General features: G+C 71.4%; 20 protein-coding genes and 1 pseudogene. 14 read left to right on the plus strand and 7 right to left on the minus strand.

Going from position 1 to position 15889, the window contains the following annotated elements; translation table 11 throughout:
- From VFF97_RS12460 to VFF97_RS12470, 3 genes and pseudogenes are all read right to left on the minus strand, one after another.
- A pseudogene (locus VFF97_RS12460) lies at window positions 1-210 on the minus strand (heat-shock protein HtpX); the annotation flags it as partial.
- Window positions 207-743 (minus strand): GNAT family N-acetyltransferase, encoded by a 537-nt coding sequence (locus VFF97_RS12465; RefSeq protein WP_414684257.1) that lies wholly within the window; start codon window positions 741-743, stop codon window positions 207-209. The pseudogene VFF97_RS12460 and the gene VFF97_RS12465, both read right to left, overlap by 4 nt.
- Window positions 731-2047 (minus strand): NAD(P)-binding domain-containing protein, encoded by a 1317-nt coding sequence (locus tag VFF97_RS12470; RefSeq protein ID WP_325033812.1) that lies wholly within the window; start codon window positions 2045-2047, stop codon window positions 731-733. Before VFF97_RS12470 ends, VFF97_RS12465 begins: the two co-directional genes overlap by 13 nt.
- A gap of 86 nt (window positions 2048-2133) precedes the next feature.
- Between VFF97_RS12470 and VFF97_RS12475 the strand changes: the two genes are divergently transcribed.
- A complete protein-coding gene (locus VFF97_RS12475; protein ID WP_325033813.1) occupies window positions 2134-2490 on the plus strand; it encodes a metalloregulator ArsR/SmtB family transcription factor in 357 nt (118 codons plus the stop codon).
- Here the strand turns inward: VFF97_RS12475 and VFF97_RS12480 are convergent.
- Together VFF97_RS12480 and VFF97_RS12485 are read right to left on the minus strand one after the other, a co-directional pair.
- The gene (locus VFF97_RS12480; protein ID WP_325033814.1) at window positions 2487-2894 is read right to left on the minus strand and encodes a hypothetical protein; all 408 of its coding nucleotides are present in this window, start codon (window positions 2892-2894) and stop codon (window positions 2487-2489) included. The two genes, VFF97_RS12475 and VFF97_RS12480, sit on opposite strands and share 4 nt — an antisense overlap.
- Before the next feature lie 50 nt (window positions 2895-2944).
- Complete coding sequence (locus VFF97_RS12485; protein ID WP_325033815.1) at window positions 2945-3697, minus strand: CDP-alcohol phosphatidyltransferase family protein; 753 nt, start codon at window positions 3695-3697, stop codon at window positions 2945-2947.
- A 32-nt stretch (window positions 3698-3729) separates the two neighbouring features.
- Between VFF97_RS12485 and VFF97_RS12490 the strand changes: the two genes are divergently transcribed.
- Genes VFF97_RS12490 through VFF97_RS12515 form a run of 6 tightly spaced genes read left to right on the plus strand, consistent with a single transcriptional unit; the run spans window position 3730 to window position 9417 of the window.
- Window positions 3730-4749 carry a zinc-binding alcohol dehydrogenase gene (locus VFF97_RS12490; protein ID WP_325033816.1) on the plus strand — a complete coding sequence of 340 codons (1020 nt, stop codon included), beginning with the start codon at window positions 3730-3732 and terminating at the stop codon, window positions 4747-4749.
- Window positions 4746-5144, plus strand: a complete 399-nt coding sequence (locus VFF97_RS12495; RefSeq protein ID WP_325033817.1) for a 6-carboxytetrahydropterin synthase — start codon at window positions 4746-4748, stop codon at window positions 5142-5144. Before VFF97_RS12490 ends, VFF97_RS12495 begins: the two co-directional genes overlap by 4 nt.
- Window positions 5141-6154 (plus strand): glycosyltransferase family 4 protein, encoded by a 1014-nt coding sequence (locus VFF97_RS12500; protein ID WP_325033818.1) that lies wholly within the window; start codon window positions 5141-5143, stop codon window positions 6152-6154. Before VFF97_RS12495 ends, VFF97_RS12500 begins: the two co-directional genes overlap by 4 nt.
- Entirely contained in the window at window positions 6151-7014 is an 864-nt protein-coding gene (locus VFF97_RS12505; protein ID WP_325033819.1) for an SAM-dependent methyltransferase, read from the plus strand. The genes VFF97_RS12500 and VFF97_RS12505 overlap by 4 nt, the downstream gene beginning before the upstream one ends.
- Before the next feature lie 4 nt (window positions 7015-7018).
- Complete coding sequence (locus VFF97_RS12510; RefSeq protein ID WP_325033820.1) at window positions 7019-7771, plus strand: RibD family protein; 753 nt, start codon at window positions 7019-7021, stop codon at window positions 7769-7771.
- Window positions 7768-9417 (plus strand): CDP-alcohol phosphatidyltransferase, encoded by a 1650-nt coding sequence (locus VFF97_RS12515; protein ID WP_325033821.1) that lies wholly within the window; start codon window positions 7768-7770, stop codon window positions 9415-9417. The genes VFF97_RS12510 and VFF97_RS12515 overlap by 4 nt, the downstream gene beginning before the upstream one ends.
- On the opposite strand, the gene VFF97_RS12520 is transcribed toward VFF97_RS12515, so the two are convergent.
- Window positions 9395-9820, minus strand: coding sequence for a GIY-YIG nuclease family protein (locus VFF97_RS12520; RefSeq protein ID WP_325033822.1), 426 nt, complete (start codon window positions 9818-9820; stop codon window positions 9395-9397). The genes VFF97_RS12515 and VFF97_RS12520 overlap by 23 nt on opposite strands.
- A 73-nt stretch (window positions 9821-9893) precedes the next feature.
- On the opposite strand from VFF97_RS12520, the gene VFF97_RS12525 reads away from it, so the two are divergent.
- Entirely contained in the window at window positions 9894-11150 is a 1257-nt protein-coding gene (locus VFF97_RS12525; protein WP_325033823.1) for a D-arabinono-1,4-lactone oxidase, read from the plus strand.
- 12 nt (window positions 11151-11162) lie between these two features.
- Here the strand turns inward: VFF97_RS12525 and VFF97_RS12530 are convergent, their stop codons facing one another.
- Window positions 11163-11684 carry a CinA family protein gene (locus tag VFF97_RS12530; protein ID WP_325033824.1) on the minus strand — a complete coding sequence of 174 codons (522 nt, stop codon included), beginning with the start codon at window positions 11682-11684 and terminating at the stop codon, window positions 11163-11165.
- A gap of 176 nt (window positions 11685-11860) precedes the next feature.
- Here VFF97_RS12530 and VFF97_RS12535 point away from each other — a divergent pair, with 176 nt between their 5' ends.
- From VFF97_RS12535 to VFF97_RS12560, 6 genes are all read left to right on the plus strand, one after another.
- Window positions 11861-12748 (plus strand): SDR family oxidoreductase, encoded by an 888-nt coding sequence (locus VFF97_RS12535; protein ID WP_325033825.1) that lies wholly within the window; start codon window positions 11861-11863, stop codon window positions 12746-12748.
- Window positions 12749-12846: 98 nt separating this feature from the next.
- Window positions 12847-13758: a DUF2510 domain-containing protein gene (locus tag VFF97_RS12540; RefSeq protein ID WP_325033826.1), complete on the plus strand. Its 912-nt coding sequence runs from the start codon at window positions 12847-12849 to the stop codon at window positions 13756-13758.
- Window positions 13755-14573, plus strand: a complete 819-nt coding sequence (locus tag VFF97_RS12545; protein WP_325033827.1) for a sulfite exporter TauE/SafE family protein — start codon at window positions 13755-13757, stop codon at window positions 14571-14573. Before VFF97_RS12540 ends, VFF97_RS12545 begins: the two co-directional genes overlap by 4 nt.
- Before the next feature lie 51 nt (window positions 14574-14624).
- Window positions 14625-15071 carry a MaoC family dehydratase N-terminal domain-containing protein gene (locus VFF97_RS12550; protein WP_325033828.1) on the plus strand — a complete coding sequence of 149 codons (447 nt, stop codon included), beginning with the start codon at window positions 14625-14627 and terminating at the stop codon, window positions 15069-15071.
- On the plus strand, window positions 15068-15478 hold the full coding sequence (locus VFF97_RS12555; protein ID WP_325033829.1) for a MaoC/PaaZ C-terminal domain-containing protein: 411 nt from the start codon (window positions 15068-15070) through the stop codon (window positions 15476-15478). Before VFF97_RS12550 ends, VFF97_RS12555 begins: the two co-directional genes overlap by 4 nt.
- A 3-nt stretch (window positions 15479-15481) precedes the next feature.
- The coding region (locus tag VFF97_RS12560) for an FAD-binding protein (protein WP_325033830.1) at window positions 15482-15889 on the plus strand (408 nt) is incomplete at its 3' end.

Genomic DNA, 15889 nt, shown 5'->3' on the forward strand with positions numbered 1-15889 from the left:
CGTCAGCGGTGTCGGCGTCGCATCCGCGATGTCGATGCCCTCTTCTGCCATCGCCCGCACCGCGACCGGATTGATCGCGTCTTTCGGCGCGGATCCGGCCGACAGCACCTCGATGGCATCGCCGCCGAGCGCGCGCAGGTAACCGGCCGCCATCTGCGAGCGGCCTGCGTTGTGGACGCATACGAAGAGCACCGTCGGTCTGTCGGTCATGGTGCGGCCTCCGGGTCGACGCCGACCGTCAGGCTGCGGCGCTCGATGAGTATGGTGTCACGCCATCGGCCCGCATGCGGGCCGGCACCGGACTTCGCTATCCGTTCGCGGCGGCCGACAACCCGGAACCCTGCGGTCTCGTGCAGGCGGAGACTCGCGACGTTCTCGGGGAAGATGCTCGACTGCACCGTCCACATGCCGGCGGCGTCCGCGGCGTCGAGGAGTTCGGTGAGCAGCATTCGGCCGATGCCCGCCCCGCGCGCGCGACGGTCGACGTAGACGGAGTGCTCGACCACGCCGCGATACACGGCACGGCTCGACACCGGCGACGCGGCCGCCCACCCGACGATCTCGTCCCCGTCGTCGACGGCGACGAGACGCAGCTCCGGCAGGCGGCTCGCGTCGAACACCTCCCACGAGGGAGTCCCGGTCTCGAAGGTCGCCTCGCCGTCCTCGATGCCCTGGGCGTAGATGCGCTCGACCGCCGGCCAGTCGGCGGGCGTCATCGGTCGGATGCGCGTCACGAACAACATCCTCCGCCATTGCCGACATCCGTCGAGCACACGCCCGTCGCGGGCAGGGTCAGCTTCACGTCCGCGGCGGATGCGGTGTCGCCCGCGAGCCACGCCGTGACCGAGCGCACCTGCTCGTAGCCGGTCGCGAGCAGGAACGTCGGCGCACGGCCGTACGACTTCATGCCCACGATGAAGAATCCGGGTTCCGGATGCGTGAGCTCACGGAATCCGTGCGGCTCGACGGTGCCGCACGAGTGGACATTCGGGTCGATCAGAGGTGCGAGCCGTCGTGGGGCCTCGACGATCTCATCCAGTTCGAGCCGGATCTCGCGGAGCATGTCGAGGTTCGGGCGGAACCCCGTCGCGTTCACGACGACCTCGGTCGTGTGGGTCACGACGTCGCCTCGGCGGTGGCCGATGAGCTCGACGGCACCGCCCGCGCGTCGCGCACGGATGATCTCGAAGCGGTCGAGAACGGCGATCCGCCCCTCTGCGACGGCTCGATCGACCCTGTTGCCGAGGCGGGCGCGGTCCGCCAATTCGTCATCCTCCGTGGGCGAGACGCGCGCGGCTTGCGCGTTGCGGATGAGCCACGTGACCGATGTGCCCGGAACCTCGCGCGCGAGCTCCACGAGCGCGAGCAGAGTGTTTGCCGCGGAATGACCCGCGCCCACGACCGTCGTATGGCGGCCCGCGAAGAACTCGCGGTCTCGACCGAGCACGTCGGGGAGGGCATCCGTCACGCGGTCCGCGATCTCGGTCATCCCGAGAAGCTCGAGTCCGCTCGATGTGAGCGGATTCGGCGACGTGTACGTGCCGGAGGCGTCGATCACCGCGCGCGCCGTCACTTCGTCGACACTGCCCCCGCGGTCTCGGAGCCTGACGACGAACGGCACCCCCGCCCGTCCGCGGGTGCGCGTGCGATCCATGCCCTCGCGAGCGACTCCGATGACCTCGACGCCGTATCGGATGCGGGGGGCGAGCTGCTCGAGCGCGGCGAGCGGGGCGAGGTAGTCGTCCACGAGCTCACGGCCCAGCGGTGCGCGATCTGGGTCCGGATGCTCCCACCCCCGCGCTTCGAGCAGGCGACGCGATGCCGGATCGACGAGGTGTCGCCACGGCGAGAAGAGCCGCGTGTGACCCCACGCATGCACGCTCGCCGCGACCTCGGCGCCCGCCTCGAGCACGACGAAGTCGATCCCGCGCTCGACGAGGTTGGCGGCCGCTGCCAGTCCGATGGGACCGGCGCCGATGATGGCGACCGGCAGGGTGGCCAGCCGGTCGTTCTCGGTGACACGCGGTGTGATGTCGAGCAGAGTCATCAGGGAGCCTCCGGATATCGATGAGCTTCGATGTCCGATTCTGGGCCGACGTATCGATGGTTGTCAATATCGACTAGCATCGATGTATGCTCACGGTTCTCGAAGCCACCGACGTCGCCGGCGTCATTGCAGACGCGTGCTGCGCGCCGCTCGTGCGTGAGCCCCTGTCTGCCGACGAGGCCGAGCAGCTCGCCACCACGATGAAGGCGTTGGCTGATCCGGCCCGTCTGCGCCTGCTGTCGATCGTCGCGGCATCCGAGGGTTCGGAAGCGTGCGTGTGCGACCTCATTGAACCGGTCGGGCTCAGCCAGCCGACGGTGTCGCATCACCTCAAGGTCCTGACCACGGCGGGCTTCCTCGAGCGCAGCAAGCGCGGCACGTGGGCGTACTACAAGCTCGTTCCTGGAGCGCTCGACCGCGTCTCGCAGCTCCTCGCGCCTTAGCGCGCCGACTCGACCGCCGGCGACCGGCGGAAGACGAGCACCGTCGTGATCAAGAGGATGACGATGCCGATCGACTCGGCGATGACGGTCTCGGGAACGAGCGTGAAGTCCCACGTCTCGGTGATGCCGAACAGCCCGACCGTGAGCGCCAGAAGCAGCGAGCCGAGTGTCGCGATGAGGAACAGCAGGCTCAGGACGGTCGCGACCTGGAGCAGGCGCCCCTTCAGGAAGACCATCCCGACGGCGAGGACCAGGGCGGCGATCGCGTTCAGGACGAAGAGCACGCCCAGGATGCCGCCGACGCCGTCGAACACGAGGTAGAGATGGATGCCGCCCGCCACGAGGAGGGCGATCGCGCTGAGGATGCGCATGACCCAGAGCACACGCCCGCCGCTTCCGTTCATGTCCGACCCTTCCTTCTGCGAGTGGTTCGCTTCGAGTGAATGTTGGCGGTTCAGGCCTCCTCTGTCGAGGCCTCCTCAGTGGACACGAGCCGGATGCCCGAGCGGTTCACCCGCGACAGGTGGGTGCGCACGAGCCACGTCACATCCCGTGCGAACGACTCGACGAGGAGGGCGAGCGCTGCGAGCGCGACGATCGCGGCGACGACCTCGGGGAGCAGGCGACTGGCGACGACCGTCAGGGCGATGCCGCAGATCGCGGTGACCGCCTTGCGCCAGAACCGCGGCGGCAGCGTCTCGCGCATCCACGGCAGCACGAGCCCGGCCGCGACGAACGCGTACCTCATGAGGCCGAAGGCGAGCACCCACCAGCCGACGATCGGCCCGCAGCACACGCTGAGCACGAGCAGCAGGAACGCGTCGACCTCCATGTCGAACTGCGCGCCGAGCTCGCTCTCGCTCGACGTGCGCCGGGCGACGTATCCGTCGATACCGTCGAGGGCGAGAGCGATCGCGGCGAGTGTCACCAGCAGCGGCGTCGAGACGGCAGCGGTGAAGGACGACACGACGATCGCCGTGATGAGCCCCACGAGGACTGACCGTGTCGCGGTCACGATGTTGGCCTGCCCGAACCGTGCCGCACCGCGTCTGCGCAGCCCGAGCGCGAGCAGAAGGTTCGACACGACGAGGTACGCGATTCCTGCGCCGAATCCCCATGGAGACAGGGGGCTGAGGGCCGACGCGGCGATCAAGGCGGCAAACCCTACCACCGCGAACCACCACGGCACCCACTGAACGTTTCCCATGTGCTCTCCGTGTAGATTTCATGGCGGTCACCATGGATACGACGAACGTACCCGCCGCGGTTCACGCGGATGCCACAGACGCGGCCATCGCATGGTGGATCGTGGCCCCGGGCGAGGGTGAACACCGCCCCGAGCCGCTGCCGCCCCGCGGCGACGGCGAGGCGCTCGTGCGCACGCTCTGGACGGGCATCAGCCGCGGAACCGAGAGCCTCGTGGCGCGGTGCGAAGTGCCCGAGAGCGAGCGCGACCGTATGAGGGCGCCCTTCCAATCCGGTGACTTCCCGTTCCCCGTCAAATACGGCTACCTCAATGTCGGCGTCGTCGAGGAGGGACCCGACGACCTCGTCGGCCGCACGGTCTTCTCGCTCTTCCCGCATCAGTCGCGCTTCGTCGTCCCGGCCGACGCCCTCACCGTCGTGCCCGACGATGTGCCTGCCCGCCGTGCCGTCCTCGCGGGCGCGGTCGAGACCGCCGTCAACATCCTGTGGGACGCGGAGCCGCACCTCGGCGATCGTGTCATCGTCGTGGGGGCGGGAATGATCGGATGCGCCGTGGCGGCACTCGCGGGCCGCATCCCCGGCGTCGAGGTGACGATCGTCGACGTCGACCCCGCGAAGGCCGACGTCGCCGCGTCTCTCGGCGTGGGGTTCGCCGACCCCGCCGACGAGCTGCCGCCCGCAGACATCGTCATCGAAGCAAGCGGCAACGGTGCGGGGCTTCAGCACGCACTCCGCGCGGCGGCCACCGACGGGCTCATCGTCGTCGCGAGCTGGTACGGCAGCCGCCCGATTCCGCTCGACCTCGGGGCCGACTTCCACTCGCGTCGGCTCACGATCCGCTCCAGCCAGGTCGGCGCCGTCGCCGCGAGCCGACGGTCGCGAAGGTCGACACACGACCGCCTGGCGCTCGCCCTGCGCCTGCTCGCGGATCCCGCGTTCGACACGCTTCTCGCCGACAGCTCGCCCTGGACCGACCTTCCACGCCTGACCGCCGACCTCGCCGAGGGCACCGCCGGTGCGCTGTGCCACACGATCGATTGGAGCGAGGCATGACCTTCAGCCTCACCGTCCGCGACCACATCATGATCGCGCACAGCCTGCGCGGAGAGGTGTTCGGCCCCGCGCAGCAGCTGCACGGCGCGACCTTCCTCGTCGACGCGACGTTCCGGTCGGCCGACGTCGACGAGAACGGCATCGTCGTCGACATCGGCCGCGCGAGCGAGGCTCTGCGCGACATCGTCGGCGAGCTGACGTACCGCAACCTCGACGAGGTGCCCGAGCTCGCCGGCGTGAACACGACCACCGAGCGCCTGTGCCAGATCATCGGCGACCGGCTCGCCGAGCACGCGCGGGGCGGCGGTCTCGGAGGGGCGCCCCTCAACGGAATCACCGTCACGCTGCACGAATCGCACACCGCGTGGGCGTCGTACGAGGTCGAGCTGCCGTGACCTCACCGCCCGTCGTCTGGTTCGTCGTCCCGAAGGGCATCGACGATCCGGCACGGGTGAGCGGCGGCAACGTGTACGACCGCGAAGTGCGCGACGGCCTCCGCGAGCGCGGTTGGACGGTCTCGATCGTCGAGTGCGCGGACGGGGCGGGCGTCGCATCCGCTCTCCGTTCCGCCTCCGACGGAACACTCGTGCTCATCGACGGGCTCGCGGCCGGGTGGGCGGCGCCCGAGGTCGAGGCGGCTGCGGGGCGGCTGCGGATCGCGGTGCTCGCGCATATGCTCGTCGCCGCGTTCCCCGACGCGACCGAGCCGGAGATCGAGGCCGAGAGACGGATGCTGCGCCACGCCCACCGCGTGATCGTGACGGGCCGCTGGACCGGCGAAGAGGTGGCCCGCCGCGGCCTCGCCGACGCGGATCGCATCACGGTGGCCCGACCCGGCGTACGTGGCGCCGACGCACCTGAGCCGGAGCACGATGCGGCCCTGCTGTGCGTCGGCGTCGTCGCACCGCACAAGGGCCAGGATCTGCTGCTCGACGCCCTCGACCGGGTGCCGACGAAGGACTGGAGGTGCACGATCGCAGGTTCGACCGACTCGTATCGCGGGTACGCCGAGCGCATCGCACAGCGAGCCGCGGCGTTCGACGGCCGGGTGCGCCTGCCCGGTGTGCTTGTCGGCGAGGCCCTCGCCGCCGCCTACCGCCGCAGCGCGCTTCTCGTGGCGCCGTCTCGCGTCGAGAGCGCCGGCATGGCGATCGCCGACGCCCGTGCCCGTGGCATCCCCGTCGTGGGCACCGCCGTCGGCGGCATCCCCGATACGGTCGTCGGCGGCGGCGCGATCCTCGTGCGTCCGGACGACCCCGACGCGCTCGCGCACGCGCTCACCTCGTGGATGACCGACCCCGTGCTCCGCGAGCGCCTGCGAGCGGAGGCGTGCCGCGCGCGCGAGCACCTGCCGACGTGGGACGACACCGTCGCCACCATCGCCGACGTCCTGGAGGCCGCATGACCTCGATCTCGGTCGCAGCCCCTGACTGGCTCGCCCAGCGGGCGGCTGCCGACGACCGGTCACGCTCGGCAGACCTCGCGCAGCACCTGGCACGGATGCTTCCGCCGGGCCCGCTCGTCGTGCACGACCTCGGCGCGGGCACGGGCGCGATGACCCGCTGGCTCGCGCCGCGCCTCGGCGGACCCCAGCGGTGGGTGCTTCGCGACGGCGACGAGGGCATCCTCAACCACGTCGACCTCTCTTCGACGACCGATACACACGGGGACCCCGTCGTCGCCGAACCGACGGTCGAGGATCTGACGTCTCTTCCGCTCGACGCTTTCCGCGGCGCGTCGGCGGTCACGGCATCCGCCCTGCTCGACGTCATCACCGCCGAAGAAGCCGCCAACGTCGTCGCCGCATGCGTCCACGCGCACACACCGGCCCTGTTCAGCCTCACCGTGACGGGCGGAGTCCGCATCGAGCCGCCCCTCCCGCGCACCAGTGGCATCGAGCGCGACCTCGTCGCCGCGTTCAACGACCACCAGCGACGCGAGACGGCCGGGCGCCGGATGCTCGGACCGCACGCCGTGCCGCTCGTCGCCGCTCTGTTCGAGGCGGCCGGCTGGAGCGTGCGGCGTGCGGCGACGCCCTGGCGGCTCGCGGCATCCGACGGCCCTCTCATCGCGCAGTGGCTGGACGGATGGCTGACCGCCGCCGTCGAGCAGCGGCCCGACCTCGCCCGACCTGCCGACGAGCTGCGGCGCGCCCGCCTCGCGCAGAACGCCGTCGGACGGCTGCGCGTGACGGTCTCGCACGAGGACCTTCTCGCCTGGCCACCGCAACCCCCTGGGACCGGGGGCGCGTACGGGGGAGGATAGCGACATGAGCGAGCGACCGTACGTCACCCTCAGCTGCGCGATGTCGATCGACGGATGCCTCGACAGCACCGCGCCGCAGCGGCTCGCCATGTCGAACGCCTCGGACCTCGACCGCGTCGACGAGGTCCGCTCGCAGAACGACGCCATCATGGTCGGCGCCTCGACCGTGCGGCGCGACAACCCGCGACTGCTCGTGCGCGACCCCGACCGTCGCGCGCGGCGGGTCGCGGAAGGCAAGCCGTGGTCGCCCGCCAAGATCACCGTGACCTCGACCGGCGACCTGCCGCCCGACGCGCACTTCTTCACGACGGGCGAGTCGCCGCGCATCGTCTACTGCCCGGACGGCCTGGTGGAGTCGCTGCGCGACGTGCTCGGCGACCGCGCGACGGTCGTGGGGGTCGGCGAGCAGGTCACGATGGCGGCCGTGCTCGACGACCTCGCGAGCGCGCAGGGCATCCGCAGCCTCATGGTCGAAGGCGGCGGCACCGTGCTGACGCAGTTCCTCGAGGAAGACCTCGCCGATGAGCTGCACCTCGTGATCGCGCCCTTCTTCGTCGGAGAGCCGCGCGCCCCGCGCGCCTTCGGTGCCGGCTCTTTCCCGTGGACCGCCTCGCGTCGCGCCCGTCTCGCGGGCAGCGCGCAGATCGGCGACGTCGTGCTGCTGCGATACGCGCTGTCGGATCGAGTCGGAATGCTCGACGGCGAGCGGTCGCTGCCCGAGGCCGGGTGGAGGCCCGTTCCCTACCGGATGCCATGATCCCGATCCCGCGAGCGGACACGGGCGCTCTCGGCACGCGGGGGCGTCTGGGGCTCGGGGTCGCGATCGCGGTGCTCGTCGTCGTGCCGCTCGTGCCGGGATTCGTCGAGCACGGCTCGGCGCTCGGACTCGTGCGCCTTCCGGTCGAGTCCCTCGTGGCGCTGCTCGTGCTCGCGCTCATCCCGTGGCGCGCGGGGCGGTGGGCCGTCGCAGCGGTCTTCGGGACGTTCGTGGTCACCGCGATCGCGCTCGCGGCGATCGACAGCGGCTACCGCGCGGCGGTCGGGGCGCGCTTCGTGCTGATCGACTGGCCGCAGCTCAGCGACGCGTACGGCGTGCTCGTCGACTCGATCGGCGAGTTCGCGGCATCCGCGGTCCTCACGGCGATCGTCGTCATTCTCGTCGGCACCGGCGCGGCTCTCGCGTGGGCGGCGATGAGGACGGATGCGGCGCTCCGCCGCCGCCCGCGCCGAGGACGCGGCGCGCTCGCGGCGGTGACCGCGGCGTGGATCGTCGCGGCGCTCGTGGCGGTGCCGGTCGGCGGTGCGGGGCAGGTGGCGGCCGCGGCATCCGCTGATTCGATCGGATCCGCTGCCGCACGCACCGAGGCGACCCTGCGCGCCCAGGCGGACCTCGCGCGACGGATCTCAGACGACGACTTCGCGGATGTCCCGTCATCACGCCTGCTGACCGCGCTGCGTGGGAAGGACGTCCTCCTCGTGTTCGTCGAGAGCTACGGCAAGGCGGCACTGCACGGCACCCCGGTCTCGCGCGGCGTCGTCGAGGTGCTTCGCGAGGGCGAGTCCGCACTCGCCGACGACGGATATGAGATGCGCAGCGCGTGGCTGACGTCGCCCACCTTCGGCGGTGTGAGCTGGCTCGCGCACGCGACGCTGCAGAGCGGGCTGTGGGTCGACACGCAGGCCGACTACGCCGAGGTGCTGGGAAGCGACCGGCTCACCCTGAGCGGAGCGTTCCAGCAGGCGGGGTGGCGGACGGTCGGCGTGGTGCCGTCGAACATCCGCGCGTGGGACGAGGGTCGGGAGTTCTACGGGTTCGACGCGCTCTACGACACGAGGAACCTCGGCTACCGCGGCCCGAAGTTCGGGTACGCGCGAGTGCCCGACCAGTACACGCTCAAACGGTTCGCCGACCGCGAGCTGGCGGGGGAGCATCCGCCCGTCATGGCCGAGGTCGATCTCGTGTCGTCGCACTCGCCGTGGGCCCCGCTGCCGTCGCTCGTCGAGTGGGGCGAGCTCGAGCGCGACGCGATCTTCGACAGGCAGATAGGCGCGAGCAGAAACGCGGCGGAGGTGTGGGAGAGCCCGGCGACCGTGCGGCGGTTCTATGCAGATTCGATCGAGTACTCCCTCGGGTCGCTGTTCTCGTTCTTCGAGCACGTCGACGATCCCGACCTCGTGGTCATCGTGCTCGGCGACCACCAGCCGAACGCGATCGTGAGCGGTGAGGACGCCGACCACGACGTGCCGGTACACGTGATCGCGAAGGACCCCGCGGTGCTCGAGGCGATCGCCGCGTGGGGATGGGACGCAGGCCTGCATCCGGATGCCACGGCGCCCGTCTGGCGCATGGACGAGTTCCGCGACCGCTTCTTCGACGCGTTCAGCGCTGCAGGGCCTCGCTGAGCCAGCGCGCGTACGCATCCCACGGCGACGCCGCCGCCGAGATCGTGCGCACGTGCTCGAGCAGCTCCGCATCGGCCCGAAACCACTCGCCGCCTTCCCGCAGGTGCGCGAAGCGGCGGTGGCGCTCCTGCTCGACGGCGCGTCCGCCGCGCTCGAACGCGAGCAGCTCGTCGTGCCAGATCGCTCCGAGCCGACGGCGCGGCTGCGACGACGTGCCGATCTTGATGCGGTCGGCGTACCGGATGAAGTAGACGACGTCGATGCGGGGGAGCGGCAGATCGGGATCGGGCACATCGCCCACGCGCCAGCCGCACACCGCGCACGACCAGCGCCCGGCGCGGCGCTCGCCGCGCGTCGCGCCGCACAGCACGCACGGGCCCGGCATCTCTCGGCGCATCGCCATGCCCGAAGAGTACGACCGACCTCCGACGCGGGCGCGATACGGTCTCGGAGGGCAAACCACGAGGGAGACGACCGTGACCGCAGCCGGCGCCAACTGGGCGGGCAACCTCACCTACAGCGCGCGCGAGCTCGTCGCGCCGGCGACGATCGACGAGCTGCGGCGGGTCGTGGCATCCGCCCCTCGGGTCAAGGCGCTCGGCTCGAGACACTCGTTCAACCGCATCGCCGACACCGACGGCGTCCTCGTCTCGACGGCTGCGCTCGGCGGCGAGCCCGAGCTGGACTCCGAGCACGCCCTCGTGCGCGCCCCCGCGGGCATGCGCTACGGCGAGCTCGCGCGGTGGCTCCAGGAGCGAGGGTGGGCGCTCGAGAACCTCGCGTCGCTGCCGCACATCTCGCTCGCGGGAGCCGTCAGCACGGGCACGCACGGATCGGGCGACCGCAACGCGTCGCTCGCCGAGGCGGTCGAGGCCGTGGAGTTCGTCGGCTCCGACGGCGACGTGCATCGCCTCGCGCGGGACGATGCCGACTTCGGCGGCGCGGTGGTCGCGCTCGGTGCGCTCGGCGTCTCGACGGCGCTCGAGCTTCGCGTCGAGCCGACGTTCGACGTCGCGCAGACGGTGTATCCGGATGCCGCGCTCGACCGCGTGCTCGAACGATACGACGCCGTCACCGCGGCTGCCTACAGCGTGTCGCTGTTCACGACGTGGCAGGACCCCGACCGCGTCGACCAGATCTGGGTGAAGGACCGCCCCGGCCGGCCCGGCCCCGGACTGCCGGATGAGCTGGGCGTCTCACCGGCGGGGAAGCCGCTGCATCCGCTCCCCGGTGTGAGCGCAGAGCCGTGCACGACGCAAGGCGGCGTGCCCGGCCCGTGGCTCGCGCGTCTGCCGCATTTCCGGCTCGAGTTCACCCCGTCGGCGGGCGACGAGCTGCAGTCGGAGTACCTCGTGCCGCGCACCGTGGGCGTCGCGGCGATCGAGGTGCTGCGCGGGCTCGCGGCGCGCATCGCGCCGCTCCTGCAAGTGTGCGAGCTGCGCACGGTGGCGGCCGACACGCAATGGCTCGCGCCGTCGAGCGGTCGCGACAGTGTCGCCCTGCACTTCACGTGGAAGCCGCTGCAACACGAGGTGGAGGCATTCCTGCCCGAGCTCGAGTCGGCCCTCGCCCCCTTCGACGCGCGACCGCACTGGGGCAAGCTCTTCGACACGACCGCGGCCTCGCGCCTGCCCGGCCTCTACCCGGAGTGGGCGCGCTTCGCGGGCCTGCGTGACCGTCTCGACCCGCGCCGGGTCTTCGTCAACGGCTTCCTCGAGGCGATCGGACTCTAGCGGCAGGGGAGATCAGAGCTTGACGGATGCGTCGAGCAGCAACCGCACCGCCGCGGTCACGGTCTGCGACAGGATGTGCTCGGGGTCGCCGTTCAGCCGCAGCGCACGGTGGCCGTGCGACCCGTCCATGGCCCACCCGATGTAGACGGTCCCGGGCGGATGACCGTCCTGGGGGTCGGGTCCGCCCACGCCCGTCGTCGAGACGGCGACGTCGGCCTTCATCGCCCGCAGCACTCCGACCGCGAGCTGCTCCGCGCATTCACCCGACACGGGGTCGAGGCCGGGCTCGACGCCCAGCAGCCCCTCCTTGACGCTCGACTGGTACGCGACGACCCCGCCGGCGAACCAGTCCTCGGCTTCGGGCCCCGCACCGATCGCGCTCGCGACGAGCCCGCTCGTCAACGACTCCGCGACCGCGACCCGCACGCCGCCGGCCAGCGCGATGTCCGCCAGCAGCACGACCCAATCGATGCCCCCCTGGTCGGACTCGGTCACATTCGTCCCCGCATTCGCGCCCACGTCAGAGTCCTCCACCGTCGAAACGATACGCCGCCGTCGCGATCCGCCCTGGGGGTTGACAAACGGCCCGCGGCACGGGCGGGCCCCCGTGTGCGGGGAAGGTCGACAGCCCGGCGCATCCGTGTCAAGCGCCTGGGAGACATCGGGCACGACGCGTACCGTGGCGCACATTCGTCACGAAGGAGACAGTCATGACCGATTCCCCGGGCGCGGACCCGCGCCACTCCCAGCCCGACGACGGGTTCGCCCCGCAGGAGCAGGAGCAGCCGGGCACGACCGACCAGACGCGGCCCACTCCCGACCACGGCGAGGAGTCGTACCGCGGATCCGACAGGCTGCGCGGTCGCCGTGCGCTCATCACGGGCGGCGACTCGGGCATCGGCCGCGCCGTCGCGATCGCGTTCGCGCGCGAGGGCGCCGACGTCGCGATCGTCCACATGCCCGAAGAGCGGGAGGACGCCGACGAGACGGTCGGCTGGATCGAGAAGGCCGGATGCCGCGGCCGCAGCTTCGCGGGCGACATCCGCGACGAGGGGTTCGCGACCGGCATCGTCGACCGCACCGTCGCGGAGCTCGGGGGCCTCGACGTCGTCGTGCTCAACGCCGCCTACCAGAAGGATCGCGAGTCGCTCGGCGACCTCACGACCGAGGAGTTCGACCGGGTCTTCCGCACGAACCTCTACGGCATGCTGTGGACCGCTCGTGCCGCAGTCCCGCACCTCGAGCCGGGCTCGTCGATCATCGTCACGGCGTCCATCCAGGCGTTCGACCCGTCGCCGCACCTGATCGACTACGCGATGACGAAGGCCGCACAGGTCGCCTTCGTGAAGGCGCTCGCCGAGCAGCTCGGCGAGAAGGGCATCCGTGTCAACGCCGTGGCGCCCGGTCCGATCTGGACGCCGCTCATCCCCGCGACCGGCGGCGACCCCGAGTGGATCGAGGAGTTCGGCCAGGACACGCCCCTCGGCCGTGCGGGGCAGCCCGCCGAGCTCGCCGGCGCGTACGTCTATCTCGCGTCGGACGCCGCCACCTACACGTCGGGCGCCGTGCTGCCGGTGACAGGCGGCAAGGGGCTGTGAGACGACCCGGGCGCTGAACGGGCCGAAGGCGAGACGGAAGCGCCCGCGGAGCATCCGGCGGATGCTCCGGTGTCAGGCCACGGAGTAGGGTTGCCGTCATGGCGACGACCCCACCAGGCTGGTACGACGACGGACACGGCGCGCTGCGCTGGTGGGACGGCACGCGCTGGACGGAGCATGCGCAGCCGCTTCCGGCACCGGATGCCGCGCCCGCGGCATCCGCGTCGACCGAAGTGGCCGCACCGATCGGCGACAAGCCGGTCGTCGAAGAGGTCGAGGTCGTCGAGTCCCTCGAGCAGCTCGAGGCGGCGACGGCGGCGGCGCCCGCGCAGGAGCAGCCCGCGGTGCCCGTCGGGTATCCGCCCGTGCCGCCGCCCCCGCCGGGCGCGCAGGGCGCCGCTCCCGTGACGTATCCCGTCACCGGCGGACCGGGCTACCCGCAGTCCACGTACCCCGGCGGCTACGTCGGCGCGCCGGGACAGACCGGAGGCTTCATCGCGGCGACGGAGCCGAAGAAGTCGAAGACGTGGATCGTCTGGCTCGTGATCGGCATCGTCCTGCTCCTGCTCGTCGCCGCGGCTGCCGTGATCATCCCGCTCACGCTCATGATCAGCAGCTCGTCCGGCGTCGGCCCGTCCGGCGAGGATGAGACCGCCGCCGTCGCGACGGTGGAGCTGTACGACGACGCGTGGTCGGCGAGCGACTGCGACATGTTCGTCGCCGCGACGACCGAGTCGTTCCGCGAGAACATCGGGCTTGCGACGTGCGAGGACTTCGAGCTCGCATCAGCCGACTTCGGCTCATCCGTGCAGGGCTACGAGATCACCGTGACGGACATCGCACACGAGGACGGCTCGATCATCGTCTCGACGACCGAGCACTACGAGAGCCTCCTCGATGAGACCGGCGAGCCGGCCGATGTGCCGATCCCGCTCGAGGACCACTACGTCTACACGCTCGTCGAGAGCGGCTCGGATTGGCTGATCGACGGAGCCAGGACCGAGGAGTGACCGCCGCGGAGGGCACCCACCCGCGCAGGTCGGTGGGCTTCTTCGCCGCGTGCATCGGCACGGGCCTCGCAGCAGGGCTCCTGTCGGGTCTGTTCGGCGTCGGCGGTGGGACGGTCATCGTGCCGCTGCTCGTGCTGTTCCTGCACTTCGACCAGCGTCTGGCCGCCGGCACGTCGCTCGCCGCGATCGTCCCGACGGCGGCCGTAGGCGTCATCTCGTACGCCGTGCACGGGGCGGTGGCGTGGATCCCGGCGATCATCCTCGCCGCAGGAGCGGTGATCGGCGCGCAGATCGGCACGTGGCTGCTCCACCGGCTTTCGCAGGTCGTGCTGCGTTGGGGCTTCGTCGCCTTCCTCGCCGTCGTGATCGTGAGTCTCTTCGTCGTGATCCCGTCGCGCGACGCGCAGCTCGAGCTCACCTTGTGGACGGGACTCGGCCTCGCGGCCCTCGGCGTCGTCACGGGTGTGCTCTCGGGGCTGTTGGGCGTGGGCGGCGGCGTGATCGTCGTGCCCGCGCTGCTGCTGCTGTTCGGCACGAGCGACCTCGTTGCGAAGGGCACGTCGCTGCTCATGATGATCCCCACCGCGATCTCGGGCACGGTCGGCAACCTGCGGCGCAGGAACGTCGACATCGTCGCGGCGCTGTGCGTGGGTGTGGCCGCGTGCACGACGACGGCGCTCGGCGCGTGGATCGCGACGCTCATCGACCCGTTCGTCGGGAACATCCTGTTCGCCGCGTTCCTCGTGGTGGTCGCGGTGCAGATGGCGCTCAAGGCGATCCGCGTGCAGCGGCAGCTGCGCGGCCGGAACGGCTGAGGCATCCGCATCGGCCCGAGGCCCCCAGGTGCGGCTCAGTAGGATGTCATGGTGCCAGTGAACCCCGAGCTCGTCGGGCGCGTCTTCCCTCCGACCGCGCCCTACCTCGTCGGCCGCGAGAAGGTGCGTGAGTTCGCGCGCGCCGTGTTCGCCGATGATCCGCAGCACACCGACCCGAGCGCGGCGAGGGCTCTCGGCTATCCCGACGTCGTCGCACCGCCGACCTTCGCGATGGTCATCCAGGACCAGACCCTCCAGCAGCTGCTCGCGGAGCCCGACTCGGGCATCGAGCTGTCGCGCGTGCTGCACGCCGAGCAGCGCTTCCGCTACTCCCGCCCGATCGTGGCGGGCGACGAGCTGACCGCGACGCTGTCGGTCACCGGCATCCGCTCGGTCGGCGGCAACGCGATGGTCACGAGCGAAGCAGAGATCACGGATGCCGCGGGCGGTCACGTCGTCACCGCCACCTCTGTGCTGCTGGTCGGAGGTGACGAATGAGCGAGCTGATCGTCGGCGACGTCGTCGCCCAGCGCGACGTGCACCTCACGCGCGAATCGCTCGTGCGGTACGCCGGGGCGTCCGGCGACTTCAACCCCATCCACTACCGCGACGACATCGCCGCCGAGGTCGGCCTGCCGGGCGTCCTCGCGCACGGCATGCTCACGATGGGCCTCGCGGTTGAGACGATCGTGCCGTGGCTGGGCGACTCCGGCCGCATCCTCGAGTACGGCGTGCGCTTCACACGTCCGGTCGTCGTCGACCCCGAAGAGGGCGCGACGCTCACGGTCGTCGCCAAGGTCGGTGCGATCGCGGACGACGCCGTGCGAATCGACCTCACCGTGACGCACGGCGAGGTTACCGTGCTCGGCAAGGCCCACGTGCGCGTGCGCCCGCTCGCCGCGTAGCCCATGCCCGACGTCACTCCCATCCCGCTCGCGCAGCTGACCACGCTGCGCACCGGCGGCCCGCCCACGCGGATGATCGACGCCCGCACGAAGGGCGAGCTCGTCGCGGCGCTGCACGAGGCGTGGACCGAAGACAGCGCGTGGCTCGTCCTGGGCGGCGGGTCCAACCTGTTCATGGGCGACGGGCCGTTCGAGGGCACGGTCGTACGCGTGCTGACCCAGGGCATCGAGCGGATGCCGTCACCGCGGCCCGGCTTCGCGAGGCTCACGGTGCAGGCGGGCCACGACTGGGACGACCTCGTGGCGTACGCCGTGCGCGAGGGGCTCGCCGGCATAGAGGCGATGTCGGGGATCCCCGGCACGGTCGGCGCCGCGCCCGTGCAGAACATCGGCGCGTACGGGCAGGAGATC

The sequence above is a fragment of the Microbacterium sp. genome (assembly GCF_035687345.1).
Classification (GTDB): Bacteria; Actinomycetota; Actinomycetes; order Actinomycetales; family Microbacteriaceae; genus Microbacterium.